Consider the following 13407-nt stretch of genomic DNA (forward strand, 5'->3'; position numbering starts at 1 on the left):
CGGAAAGCCTCTCCTGAGCAGCGCTGAAGGTGCGCAGGGGAGAAGGTACGTAGCGAAACTTAGCTGAGCCTGAGGGAATGACATTTGGCAACGCATACCTTGTAGGAGCTGCCGTAGGCTGCGATCTGTTGATCTTGCTTTTAAAAAATAGAGATCAAAAGATCGCAGACTGCGGCAGCTCCTACAGACCGCATCACGGCTTAACTGATTGGCATTTGGCCCGTTATTCGCAGTCTTGTTTCTAGATGTTTCGAGACAGCATGAATACCCATTAATTCGCATCGTGTTGACAAAATTTTGCTAAAGCGAGGGCTAGATTTTTGTTGCCCTCCTCAAACGATTCATAACTGAGCGCATTCGAAGACAAGAAAGTCCTGATGCCAATGATGTGTCGGCCAATCGGCATAACAATTTTAAAACGGAGGGCAGTACAACAAGGAGTTACACATGCGTTTGCCTGCTTCAGCCCCGCTTCGTTTCCTACTGATGATCACTGGTTTGTGGCTAGTGATTTTTTCCCTCTCCCGCCTGGTGCTACTCGCGACTCATTTCTCAGAGGCCGGCACCGCATTGGCGTCGATCTTTGGCATAGGGTTTTTATACGACCTGAGCTTTTTACTGTATGCGGCACTGCCGATGGGCCTGTATGTGCTGTTGTGCCCGCCATCGTTATGGCGTTCATGTGGGCACCGCTGGTTTTTGCAGGGGCTGCTGACGGTCAGTGTTTTCGCCATGTTGTTCACTGCCGTGGCTGAGTGGCTGTTCTGGGATGAGTTCGGCGTACGCTTCAATTTTATTGCCGTGGACTATCTGGTGTACTCCGACGAGGTGTTGAGCAACATCCTGGAGTCCTATCCTGTTGGCAAATTGCTGGGCGCACTGGCGGTGATCGCGGTGGTTATCTGCATTGCTTTGCACAAACCCCTGCAGCGGGTGATGAGTGCGCCATTACCTTCCTGGCGCCAGCGTCTGCATTGTATCGGCGTGATGTGTGCGATGAGTGCTGTTGTTCTGTTGGTTGTTGACCAGGACACTCCACGCGGCAGGGGCGGCAACACCTATCAACATGAGCTGGCGAGCAATGGTCCTTATCAGTTCTTTGCCGCATTTCGCAATAATGAACTGGACTACGACCAGTTCTATGGCACGTTGCCGAACGACACCGTAGGCGGGCACATTCGCCAAGAGTTGGCGGAAACCGGGGCGCAGTTCATCGGCAAGGATTCACTCGACGTGCGCCGTACCCTGACCCAGGGCGATAAAACCCGGCCACATAATATTATTCTGGTGACGATCGAAAGCTTCAGCGCCAAATACATGGGCAGCAATGGGCATCCCGGCAACCTGACCCCCAACCTTGATCAACTGCGAAAAGAGAGCCTGTACTTCAACAACTTTTATGCCACGGGCACCCGGACGGATCGGGGCCTGGAAGCCATTACCTTGTCCATTCCACCGACGCCGGGCCGCTCGATCGTCAAGCGAGTCGGGCGTGAAAGCGGGTTCGCCAGCCTGGGCCAGCAACTGAGTTACATTGGCTACGACAGTGTGTTTGTGTATGGCGGCCGTGGATACTTTGACAACATGAACGCGTTCTTCAGCGGCAACGGTTACCGGGTCGTTGATCAAAGCAGTGTCGACGAGGCCGAGATCCATTTCAAAAATGCGTGGGGTATGGCTGATGAAGATCTCTACCGGCAAACGCTGAAACTGGCAGACCAGAATTTCGCCTCAGGCAAACCGTTCCTGCTGCAACTGATGACCACCTCCAATCATCGTCCATACACGTACCCTGACGGCCGGATCGATATTCCGTCCGGTGACGGCCGTGACGGCGCGGTGAAGTACACCGACTATGCAATCGGCCAGTTTCTTGAAGCGGCGCGGAAAAAAGCCTGGTTCGACGACACGATTTTTGTCTTTGTCGCCGACCACACCGCGGGCAGTGCGGGCAAGGAAGATCTACCGATTCGGAACTACCAAATTCCGTTGTTCATCTATGCACCCAAACTCCTTCCAGCGCGTGAAGAGGGCCAACTGGCGAGTCAGATCGACCTGGCCCCGACCCTGGTGGGCCTGCTGAATATTGACTACGAGTCAACATTCTTCGGGCGTAATCTGCTTCAGCCGTCCACCTTGCCGCCCCGCGTGGTGGTGGGCAATTACCAGCACCTGGGCTTGTTCGATGGCAAGGATCTGGCGATCCTCAGCCCCCGCGCGACGTTTCGGCGCCACAATGATGCGTTGGGCGCCAGTCATGAGGTGACGGTTGAGATCGAAGACCCGCTAGTCGCACGTGCGATTACCTACTATCAGGCCGCGAGTTATGGTTTCACTCATCGCTTGCTGGATTGGCCCGTCAGCCAACTCGCCGACCGTCAATAGCTCCCGCCGTTAGCTGCCCCTGCATTCTGGTTTAGCGATGCAGGGGCTGGCCGATACCCGAACTACACCCCCCAACCCTCGCGCACCGCCCGTCGAATGGCCTCCAGCAACATCGCAAATGCCGGGTTGTCGTTGTTCTCGCGCCAGATCAGATGCAACTCGCTCTGCACGCCTTCCCCCAGGTCGATATCGCGAAACACCACGTTCTTGAACACCACGCTGGTGGCGCAACGGGGCACCAGGGCCAGGCCCATGGCGGCGTTGACCAGCGCGAGGATGGTCAGTGACGAGCCGAGCCATTGCACGTAATTCGGCGCGACGCGGGCCGAGCGCAACATACCGGTCAGCAGTTCGTTGAACGGTGGATAGGCCGCGTGGGAATACATCAGGAATGGCTGCGCATCGAGGTCTTTGACCGTCACGGTTTCGGCACTGGCCAAGGGGTGAGTGCTGGGCACGGCCAATACAAACGGCTCGCGCACCAGGCATTCGGTGGAGTAGCCGGGCTCCAGCAGTGGCGCGCGAGCGATGCCCAGGTCGATGCGCCGGGCGCGCAACGCTTCGTGCTGTTGGTAGGTGTTCATCTCCGCCAGGTCGATTTTTACATGGGGTTGCTTGAGCCGTGCCTCGGCGATGACCTTGGGCAGGAACTCGTAGACCGCGCTGCCAACGAAGCTGATATTGACCGAACCGATGTCGCCCTCGGCGAAGCGTCGGGCGGTGACGGCGGCTTGCTGGGCGCGCTCCAGCAGGTTCTGCGCTTCGATGAAAAAGGCGCGACCGGCGGCGGTCAGGGCGACGCTGCGGGTGGTGCGGGTGAACAGCTCGACCCCCAAGTGGTGCTCCAGCAATTGGATCTGCCGACTGAGCGGGGGTTGCGTCATGTTCAGCCGCTCGGCGGCACGACGGAAATTCAGTTCCGTCGCCACGGTGGTGAAACAGCGTAATTGGGTGAGCTCGAACATTGATCTAATCCAGGTATCAATCGAATGCCAAGTTAGATTAGACGGGATCAATGACCGCGTCCATGATCGACCTGTCCCTAAAAAAACAATGATCGGGAGTCGCCCCTTGAATACTGTCCAGAGTCCACCCGACCCACATGTGCTGGCCCGCGCGGCGGCGAAGGTCAAGCGCCACGTGCTTCCGCTGTTCGTGGTGATGTTCATCGTCAACTACATCGACCGGGTCAACATCGGGTTCGTGCGCAGCCACATGGAAACCGACCTCGGCATCGGCGCGGCAGCCTATGGCCTGGGTGCCGGGCTGTTCTTCATCGGGTACGCGATCTTCGAAGTGCCTTCCAACATCCTGCTGCAGCGCTTTGGTGCGCGGGCCTGGTTGACGCGCATCATGTTCACCTGGGGCGCCGCCGCCATGGCGATGGCCTTTGTCCGCGGCGAAACCAGCTTCTATGTGCTGCGCTTCATCCTCGGTGCGGCCGAAGCCGGTTTCTTCCCCGGCATCATTTACTACTTCACCCAATGGCTGCCGTCGACCGAACGCGGCAAGGCCATGGCGATCTTCCTCAGCGGCTCGGCCATTGCCTCGGTGATTTCCGGCCCGGTGTCTGGCGCGCTGTTGAATGTCAGCGGTTTCAGCCTGCATGGCTGGCAGTGGATGTTCCTGATCGAAGGCTTCGCCTCGATCGTGCTCTGCGGGTTTGTCTGGTGCTGGCTGCAGTCCCATCCGCGACAAGCGAAGTGGTTGAGCATCGAGGAAAAGGACGCGCTGACAGGCGCCATCGCCCTCGAACAACAGGCTCGCGAAGCCTCGCAGGCGGTCAAGCCGTCGATGTTCAAATTGCTCGCGGACAAGCAGATTGCGTTGTTCTGCTTCATCTACTTCTCCATCGCCCTGACGATCTACGGCGCCACGTTCTGGCTGCCGAGCATGATCAAGAAAATGGGCAACCTCGGCGACTTCCAGGTCGGCCTGTTCAACTCGATCCCGTGGATCATTTCCATCGTCGCGATGTATGGCTTCGCCGCCATGGCCAGTAAATGGAAACACCAGCAGGCCTGGGTCGCGCTGACCCTGGTGATTGCCGCGTTCGGCATGTTCATGTCCACCACCGGCGGGCCGATCTTCGCCTTTGTCGCCATCTGCTTTGCGGCGATTGGTTTCAAGGCCGCCTCGGCGCTGTTCTGGCCGATTCCGCAAGGCTATCTGGACGCACGCATCGCCGCCGCAGTGATCGCCTTGATCAACTCCATCGGCAACCTCGGGGGCTTCGTCGCGCCGACGGCGTTCGGTTTCCTGGAGCAAAAAACCGGTTCCATCGAAGGCGGCCTCTACGGTCTGGCGGCCACTTCATTGGTGGCGGCGGTGGTGATCTTCTTCGCGCGCACGGCACCCCGTGGCGATCCCGTTCGCGCGCTGACCGGCACACTGGCCGACGTCGTAACGCCTAAAACATCTGTCAGTCATAAAGCCTTGAGCTCAGGTACAAAGGGAGCAGCCTCTTGAAAATCACACGAGTCACCGTCACCCCCATCGCTTTCCGTGATCCGCCGTTGCTCAACGCCAGCGGTATTCACGAACCGTTCGCGCTGCGCTCGATCATCGAGATCGAAAGTGACAACGGCTACGTCGGTCTGGGTGAGAGTTACGGCGACGCCCCGGCGCTGTTGATCCAGCAGCAATTGCAATCGCAACTGATCGGGCTTGACCCGTTCAACCTCAATCAGTTGCGTGCGATCGTGCAGGCCACGGTGGCGGCGAACAAACCGGCGAGCATTGCCGGCGCAGAGTTGGCACCCGGTTCCCACGCCAGCAAAGCGGTAAGCAACGCCTATTCGGCGTTCGAAGTGGCGTTCCTCGACTTGCAGGCGCACTCGTTGAATGTACCGTTGGTGGATGTGCTGGGCGGGGCGATTCGTGACGAGATTCCGTTCAGCGCTTATCTGTTTTTCAAGTACGCGCAACACGTCGATTCCCCTTACAAGCCGGACAGTTGGGGCGAGGCCCTGAACGAGGAACAGATCGTCGCGCAGGCGCGGCGCATGATCGAGGCCTACGGTTTCAAAAGCATCAAGCTCAAGGCCGGCACGCTGCCGCCGGAGCATGAAGTGTCGTGCATCAAGGCCTTGAAAAAAGCCTTCCCGGGGTACCCGCTGCGCATCGATCCGAATGGCAACTGGTCCTTGGAAACCTCGATTCGCATGGCCGAATTGCTCGGCGACGACCTGCAATATTACGAGGACCCGACGCCGGGGCTGGAGGGCATGTCTGAGCTGCACAAACGCACGGGGCTGCCGTTGGCGACCAACATGGTCGTCACTGATTTCGATGAATTCCGGCGCAGCGTTGCGCAAAACAGCGTGCAGATTGTGCTTGCCGACCACCACTACTGGGGCGGCCTGCGCGACACCCAGGCCTTGGCGAAAATGTGCGACACCTTCGGCCTGGGGGTGTCCATGCATTCCAACTCGCACTTGGGCATCAGCCTGATGGCGATGGCCCATGTCGCCGCGTCCGTGCCTAACCTCGATTACGCCTGCGACACTCATTACCCGTGGCAGGAACCGGATGAAGAGGTGATCAAGGGCGGCAAGCTGCCGATCGTCGATGGCTGCGTGAAAATCACCCGTGCCCCGGGCCTGGGTCTGGAACTGGATCAGGATCAACTGGCCAAGCTGCATGATCAATACCTGACCTGCGGCATCCGCCAGCGGGATGACGTGAAACAGATGCAGCGCTACAAGCCTGATTGGAAAGCGCTCAAACCACGCTTTTAATCGCAAAACCCCCCTGTAGGAGCTGCCGCAGGCTGCGATCTTTTGATCCTGATCTTCTCTGGATCGCTGAAGATCAAAAGATCGCAGCCTGCGGCAGCTCCTACACGTTTAGTTATCGTACAACAGGTCTTATTGTCACAACGTCTTGCCTCGCATCAACCCCACTAACAAACAAAAGCCTGGCGCTGCCACCGCGAGCATCGGTGGCCAGACCTATCGATTCCATTGAGACGCACGGTCATTTTTATGATTGACAGCTTTGCGGCGAGCTGGCTATATACGCAGGCAAGGTTGTACGACGACAGACGAATCAATCGGCTGTTCAATCATAAAAATAAAAACGGGTCGGTCCCATCATGAAATCAATCCGCTTCCGCATGTCCTTGAATCCAGCTTCCTATGATTCGACCGATGCTGCTTGCCCATCCCACGGCCAGCCCCGGGGATAACGCCTACCTCTGATTTGAACATTTACACCGAGCCGGACGTGCCCTTGGCGCGGACCAGTCGCGTTTGGCGATGCTCCATGCCTCAAATTGATCTCGCTTGAAACCGAGAGATCATCACCACAACCAACAATAAAAGTGATGCCATGAATCTGAACGAGCCCATCAATGCGCAACGTATCAGCCAGGCGGTCGGCAAATACCGCTGGACTATCTGTGCGCTGTTGTTTTTTGCCACCACCGTCAACTACCTGGACCGTCAGGTACTGAGTCTGTTGGCCCCGGATCTGTCTACGCAATTTGGTTGGAGTAATACCGATTACGCCAACATTGCTTCGGTGTTCCAGTTTGTGTACGCGATTTCCATGCTGTTTGCCGGCCGCCTGGTCGACAAGATCGGCACCAAGACCGCCTATATCGTGGCAATCGGCATCTGGTCGACCGGCGCGATGATGCATGCCTTTGCGGTGCCGATGGGCGAGGGCATCGCCGGTATCTGCAGCGCGCTTGGCGTTGCCGTCATCCCGGTCTCGATTGCCGGCTTCATGCTGTCGCGTGCCGTGTTGGCAATAGGCGAGGCGGGTAACTTCCCGATCGCGATCAAGGCCACCGCGGAATACTTTCCGAAGAAGGAGCGTTCGTTCGCCACCGGCATCTTCAACTCCGGCGCCAACGTGGGCGCGATCCTTGCGCCGATCTGCGTGCCACTGATCGCCGGCATCTGGGGCTGGGAAGCGGCTTTCATCGTGATCGGCGGGTTGGGCTTTGTCTGGGTGGCTGTCTGGATTGCGCTGTACCAGAAACCGGAACAGCAAAAACGCCTGTCGGCCGAAGAACTGGCCTACATCCGCCATGACCAGGGCGCGCAGGCGCTTGCCGGCACTGACTCGGGTGAAGCGGCTAAAAAGGTATCGTGGTTCAAGTTGCTGACCTACCGTCAGACGTGGGCCTTCGTCTTCGGCAAATTCATGACCGACGGCGTGTGGTGGTTCTTCCTGTTCTGGCTCCCGACTTACCTGGCGGCGCAATACGGCATGAAAGGCCAAGCCATCGTGTGGCCGCTGGCGGTGTTGTACAGCATGACCATGATAGGCAGCATCGGCGGCGGCTGGTTCCCCAGCTATTTCATGGCCCGCGGCGACGCGCCGTATGACGGTCGTATGAAAGCCATGCTGGTGATCGCGTTCTTCCCGCTGGTGGTCTTGCTGGCGCAGCCGTTCGGCTACATCAGCTTCTGGGTGCCGGTGCTGCTGATCGGTATCGGCGCGTCGGCGCACCAGGCCTGGTCCTGCAACATTTTCACCACCGTGTCTGACATGTTTCCGCAAAAATCCATCGCTTCGGTGGTCGGCATTGGCGGTTTGGCCGGCGGCCTGGGCGGCGTAGTGATGACCAAGACCGGCGGTTGGGTGATCGACCACTACAAAATGCTCAACGATATCCATACCGGCTACATGATCATGTTCGCGATCTGTGCGGTGGCCTACCTGGTGGCGTGGAGCGTGATGAAAACGCTGGTGCCACGTCATAAGGAAATCACTGATCTGTAAAGGCTGGCTCTAATAAAAAACGCCATCCCGACAATCGGGATGGCGTTTTTTTTCAGCCCTGCGCAGGTGCTTCCCGCATCACTTCACATCAAAGCGATCCAGGTTCATCACCTTGGTCCACGCCGCCACGAAGTCTTTGACGAACTTCTCTTTCGAGTCGCTGCTCGCATAGACTTCAGCCAGCGCACGCAGCTGCGCATTTGAACCAAAGACCAGATCCACACGGGTTCCGGTCCACTTCACTTCCCCTGTTTTGCGATCACGCCCTTCAAACTCCTCATTCACCTCCGAAGTCGGTTTCCATTCCACGCTCATGTCCAGCAGGTTCTTGAAAAAGTCGTTGGTCAACGCCTCCGGCTGTTTCGTGAACACACCGTGTTTGGTTTGCCCGACGTTGGTGTTCAACACGCGCAGGCCGCCCACGAGTGCAGTCATTTCTGGTGCGCTGAGGGTCAGCAGTTGCGCCTTGTCGATCAACAGCTGCTCGGCCGCCACGCGGTAGCGGGTTTTCAGGTAGTTGCGGAAGCCATCGGCGATGGGTTCGAGGAAGCCGAACGACTCGACGTCCGTCTGCTCTTGGGAGGCGTCCATCCGCCCGGGTGTGAATGGCACCGTTACGTTGTGGCCGGCATTTTTCGCGGCTTGTTCGACACCGGCGTTACCCGCCAGCACGATCAAGTCTGCCAACGAGATTTTCTTGCCGCCGATGTTGAACTCGCTCTGGATACCTTCGAGTTTCGCCAGCACGTTCGCCAGTTGCTCTGGCTGGTTGGACTGCCAGGACTTCTGCGGTGCCAGACGCAGGCGTCCACCGTTGGCGCCGCCACGTTTGTCGGAGCCGCGGAAAGTCGAAGCGGCCGCCCACGCGGTAGACACCAGCTGCGAAACCGTCAGCCCCGACGCCAGGATTTTGCTCTTGAGGGCGGCCACATCGCTGTCGCTGACCAAGGCATGATCGACCGCAGGAATCGGGTCTTGCCACAGCAGTTCTTCGCTCGGCATTTCCGGGCCAAGGTAGCGCGAGAGCGGGCCCATATCGCGGTGGATCAGCTTGAACCAGGCGCGGGCAAAGGCATCGGCCAGTTGATCGGGGTTGGCCAGGAAGCGCCGTGCAATCGGTTCATAGACCGGATCGAATCGCAGGGCCAGGTCCGAGGTCAGCATGGTTGGATTGCGGCGTTTGGACGGGTCGAACGCATCCGGAATGATGCCGGCGCCAGCGCCGTTTTTCGGCGTCCACTGGTGCGCGCCGGCCGGGCTTTTGGTCAGTTCCCACTCGAAGCCGAACAGGTTTTCCAGGTAGTTGTTGCTCCACTTCGTTGGCGTGGTGGTCCAGGTCACTTCCAGGCCGCTGGTGATGGTGTCCGGGCCTTTGCCGGTGCCGAAGCTGTTCTTCCAGCCTAACCCTTGGGCCTCAAGGCCCGCCGCTTCGGGCTCGGCGCCAACATTATCGGCCGGACCGGCGCCATGGGTTTTGCCGAAGGCGTGGCCGCCGGCGATCAGCGCCACGGTCTCTTCATCGTTCATGGCCATGCGGCCGAAAGTCTCGCGTATGTCGAGGGCGGATCTGACCGGGTCTGGCTCGCCTTCAGGGCCTTCCGGGTTCACATAGATCAGGCCCATCTGCACGGCGGCCAGTGGATTTTCCAGGTTGCGCCCCCCATCAGTACGGCTGTCCTCATTTCTACCGGGCTCGGCCACGAGTGGAACATCACCGGGTGCTTGCACGGCTTTTTGCGCTTTGTCGTAGCGGGTGTCGCCGCCCAGCCACTTGTTTTCCGAGCCCCAGTAAACGTCCTCATCCGGTTCCCAGACGTCCGCACGGCCACCGGAATAGCCAAAAGTCTTGAAGTCCATGGACTCGAGCGCGACGTTGCCGGTGAGGACAATCAGGTCAGCCCAGGAAATGTTCCGGCCATATTTTTGCTTGATCGGCCAGAGCAGCCGGCGTGCTTTGTCGAGGCTGACGTTATCCGGCCAGCTGTTCAGCGGCGCGAAACGTTGCTGGCCGGAACCGGCACCGCCACGCCCGTCACCGGTGCGATACGTGCCCGCAGCGTGCCAGGCCATGCGAACGAAGAGTGGCCCGTAGTGACCGAAATCCGCCGGCCACCAATCCTGAGAATCGGTCATCAGCGCGTTCAGGTCTCTCTTGACCGCCTCGAAATCCAGGCTTTTAAACGCTTCGGCATAATTGAAGTTCTCGTCCATGGGGTCGGACAGGGATGAATGCTGGTGCAGGATCTTCAGATTCAGTTGGTTCGGCCACCAATCGCGGTTCGTCGTGCCGCCGCCAGCGGCGTGGTTGAACGGGCATTTCGATTCATTTGCCATGTGTGAGCTACCTTTGGTCGTGTTCATCCGGCTATCGCGCCCGGGATGGGCGTTGAATAGCTAATGAGCGGAATCAATGACATCGGCGGCAGGGCCAACAGTTGGATCAACTGATTGTTTTGACCACACAGGCATTCTGAACAGCAGCAATCGAGTGGCCTGCGCGGTGGCCCACGGGTGGCCTAGTCAAGCTTCGGACTCATTCCTGTCTCCTTATCAGCACTAAACCGGCCAGCTTATGGCGCCAGCGCTCGGATAAGGGTAGACCCCAGTCATGAAGTCAGCTAATAGCCGGACTATTGGTGCCCGATAGCTATAATCTTTTATCTGCCCCCTTGGGGCGGGGCAGATGATTTGGCCAGCTGTCACGGGAGAGGACCCGACGATGAACAAGCGCCAGCGCCGCACGGCGATCCACGAAGCGGGCCATGTCCTGGCCTTTTGGTGGAATGGTCAGCACATCGAGCGTGTGACGGTGCGTACCCATGCGGAAGCGTTCGCCGGCCCCATGGTTGACCTGCGGGGCAACCTGCAACCCGCGGAGGGACTGGTCGAGGCTGACTACCTGGTGCCGAATCCGGCGCTGGACCCGCCCGGGATTGCTGAATGCCTGCCTTCCATGATCGAACCGATTGAACGTGACCTGCTCGACTGCTTCGCCGGCCCCGTGGCTGAAGCCGTCTATCGGCACACCCAATCCGACAAACTCTTTCGAGGCAGCGGCCAAGGCGACCAGCGCCGGGGGTATGCATTGATCAGTTTGCTGCCCGCCCGAAAAATGCTCGACGCCGAAGCCCGCGCCATCGCCCGGTCCAGTTGCCTGGTGCATCGTTACTGGCCGGCTGTGACTGCGGTGGCGGATCTTCTGCAAGCGCAGGGCTCGGTGAGCGGGGAGGTCATCACGGCACTGCTGTGCGAAGTCACCGGTGAATCACCGGTACTGCTGGGCAATGACCTGGCGACGCTGGACACGCGGCGCCATCCGGTCAGGCATTGGCCCGCCAGCGCCGCGCCTGAATGAGCAAGGCGGGCGCAAAGTGCAGCACGACCATTCGAACCAGATGATGAGACAGGATGAACACGACGTTCAGCCCGCCACTGAACGCGACAATGGCGATGGTCTCGATGGCGCCGGGCATGTACGCCAGCCATAACGACAAAGGATCGTTGCCCAGGATCCGACCGGCCACCCCGGCAAACGCGGCGGCGACCAGCAGCATCAGCACAATGGATATCAGCCCGGCGCGGCCGTGGCGAACCAGCGCCGCGAGGCTGATGTCCCTGAACTTCGAACCGATCAGCACACCGAGGAGGACCGTGGCGAAATCGACACTCCATGCCGGCATGAGGAAGGTCTGGAAATAACCCAGCTTGATGCAGGTGCCGGTGGCGACGATCGCGGTCAGCATGAACGGTGCGGGCACACCGACCTTCAACAGCAAGCGACCGATCACAATGCACCCGACGATCAGCGCCGTCAGTGTCAGCAAGGTGCTTATCTCCATTGGGCTACTTTCGACCAGCGCCACCCCGGTAGGCCCCGGAATGCAAAAACTGACCAGCACCGTGATCAACAGCAGCCGGACGAGGTGCACGACAATCACCTTGCTCGATGCACGCTCGGACTCCAGCAAATCGAACACCGCAGCCAGTGCCCCCGGATAGACGGCCAGCAGCGAATCCTTCAAGTCCCACCCCGACACCCGGTACAACCAGAAACCACCCACGGCGATCTGGACCGACAAGCACACCAGGAGGAAGCCGAGGCTGGGCAGCATGGCGGCTGCCGTCTGGCTGTCCCACGACTTGAACATCAGGCCGGTAGCGATCCCCAATACGATTTGCACGTAGCCAAGGCCGAAGCGCAGCGTGGGTGCAAAGCGTGCGTTACTGACGATCAGCGCAGTCGCGAGAATCGAGCCCAGCAACAGGCCGTGGGGAACACCGGTGTATTGCAGCGCGGCGCCGACACCGGTGGCAATCAGCAAACACAATAAGGTTTTCATGGTGTTGAGGTCTCATCCTTGATTCTCGTGGTGGCCCAAAGCTTGTAGCGAAATGATCCTTTCGGGCTGCGCACGTTTTCCCATTTAACGGCGTGAGGCGTCAAGTACGCGGTTGACCGGTTATAGCGATGGCCAATTAAAAGCCCCATTCCTTTTGTAATGCTGTTCACTTAAGAAAGTTTTGGGGGTGGGATTGGGGACATATCCGTTTCTGCGGTAACGGCCGCTAATGGTTTCGCTTTTACAGCGAGTCACTTGGAAGAGCCCCAAGTAACCAAGGGCTCTTGCCCCTGGCGTACGGCCCTTCGCTGAGGCTCAGGGTTCCCTCGCTCCGGTCCTGCTCCGTGGGCCCGCCGCGATCGGCCATCCATGGCCGTGCGCGGCTAACCCGGCATCCTTGCCGGGTTGCCCACTGCGCAGAACCTGCGCTCGGCCTGCCGATGGGGCAAGAAGATCAAAAGCAAAAGCAAGATCAAAAGATCGCAGCCTTCGGCAGCTCCTACAGGGGATACGTGCATCCGCAAGAGATGGGTCGGCTGTCAGGCCGCCTTCGCGAGCAGGCTCGCACAGAAGAGCAAAGCGGTGTACGGCTTCTGATGTTCACCACTCAAAGCCGAGCGTTAGCTCGCCTGCCTTTGATCTGGACGCACCGCCCCCTCGAGAGGCCGAGTGGAGGTTCTGCGCAGTGGGCAACCCGGCATGGATGGCGGCGGGCCCACGGAGCAGGACCGGAGCGAGGGCATGCCGAGCCACAGCGAGGCACCGAACGAAAGGGGCAGAAGCCCTTGGTTACTTAGGGCCGGGCGGCGTTCCGTTTTTCCAAGTGACTCGCCGTAAGGGCGAAACCGCCAGCAGCCATCACCAAAAAATCGGATATACACCCAATCCCCCCATTAGCTTCCGGGCCACAAATGTGTGTACGCCTGAAGCCCTAACCCGAAGTAAA

General features: G+C 59.0%; 8 protein-coding genes. 5 read left to right on the forward strand and 3 right to left on the reverse strand.

All coding sequences use genetic code 11. The annotated features are described in order from the left end of the window. The first annotated feature begins 447 nt into the window (after positions 1–447). Positions 448–2385 (forward strand): LTA synthase family protein, encoded by a 1938-nt coding sequence (locus tag ACA052_RS11170; RefSeq protein ID WP_497649709.1) that lies wholly within the window; start codon positions 448–450, stop codon positions 2383–2385. 62 nt (positions 2386–2447) lie between these two features. Here the strand turns inward: ACA052_RS11170 and ACA052_RS11175 are convergent, their stop codons facing one another. Continuing rightward, on the reverse strand, positions 2448–3350 hold the full coding sequence (locus ACA052_RS11175; RefSeq protein ID WP_497649710.1) for a LysR family transcriptional regulator: 903 nt from the start codon (positions 3348–3350) through the stop codon (positions 2448–2450). A 106-nt stretch (positions 3351–3456) separates the two neighbouring features. Here ACA052_RS11175 and ACA052_RS11180 point away from each other — a divergent pair, with 106 nt between their 5' ends. The 3 genes from ACA052_RS11180 to ACA052_RS11190 all read left to right on the forward strand — a co-directional run bounded on the left by ACA052_RS11180 (position 3457) and on the right by ACA052_RS11190 (position 8121). Further along, positions 3457–4854: an MFS transporter gene (locus tag ACA052_RS11180; protein WP_497649711.1), complete on the forward strand. Its 1398-nt coding sequence runs from the start codon at positions 3457–3459 to the stop codon at positions 4852–4854. Continuing rightward, positions 4851–6125: a glucarate dehydratase family protein gene (locus ACA052_RS11185; protein ID WP_497649712.1), complete on the forward strand. Its 1275-nt coding sequence runs from the start codon at positions 4851–4853 to the stop codon at positions 6123–6125. The genes ACA052_RS11180 and ACA052_RS11185 overlap by 4 nt, the downstream gene beginning before the upstream one ends. A gap of 592 nt (positions 6126–6717) precedes the next feature. Then, the gene (locus ACA052_RS11190) at positions 6718–8121 is read left to right on the forward strand and encodes an MFS transporter (RefSeq protein ID WP_497649713.1); all 1404 of its coding nucleotides are present in this window, start codon (positions 6718–6720) and stop codon (positions 8119–8121) included. A gap of 78 nt (positions 8122–8199) precedes the next feature. Here the strand turns inward: ACA052_RS11190 and katG are convergent, their stop codons facing one another. Further along, positions 8200–10455: a catalase/peroxidase HPI gene (katG, locus tag ACA052_RS11195; RefSeq protein WP_497649714.1), complete on the reverse strand. Its 2256-nt coding sequence runs from the start codon at positions 10453–10455 to the stop codon at positions 8200–8202. Between the two features lie 385 nt (positions 10456–10840). Between katG and ACA052_RS11200 the strand changes: the two genes are divergently transcribed. Beyond that, on the forward strand, positions 10841–11476 hold the full coding sequence (locus tag ACA052_RS11200; protein ID WP_497649715.1) for a hypothetical protein: 636 nt from the start codon (positions 10841–10843) through the stop codon (positions 11474–11476). Here ACA052_RS11200 and ACA052_RS11205 read toward each other — a convergent pair. Further along, positions 11442–12461, reverse strand: a complete 1020-nt coding sequence (locus ACA052_RS11205) for an AbrB family transcriptional regulator (RefSeq protein WP_497649716.1) — start codon at positions 12459–12461, stop codon at positions 11442–11444. The two genes, ACA052_RS11200 and ACA052_RS11205, sit on opposite strands and share 35 nt — an antisense overlap. Between the last annotated feature and the right edge of the window lie 946 nt (positions 12462–13407).

The sequence above is a fragment of the Pseudomonas sp. LBUM1644 genome, from assembly GCF_059716195.1.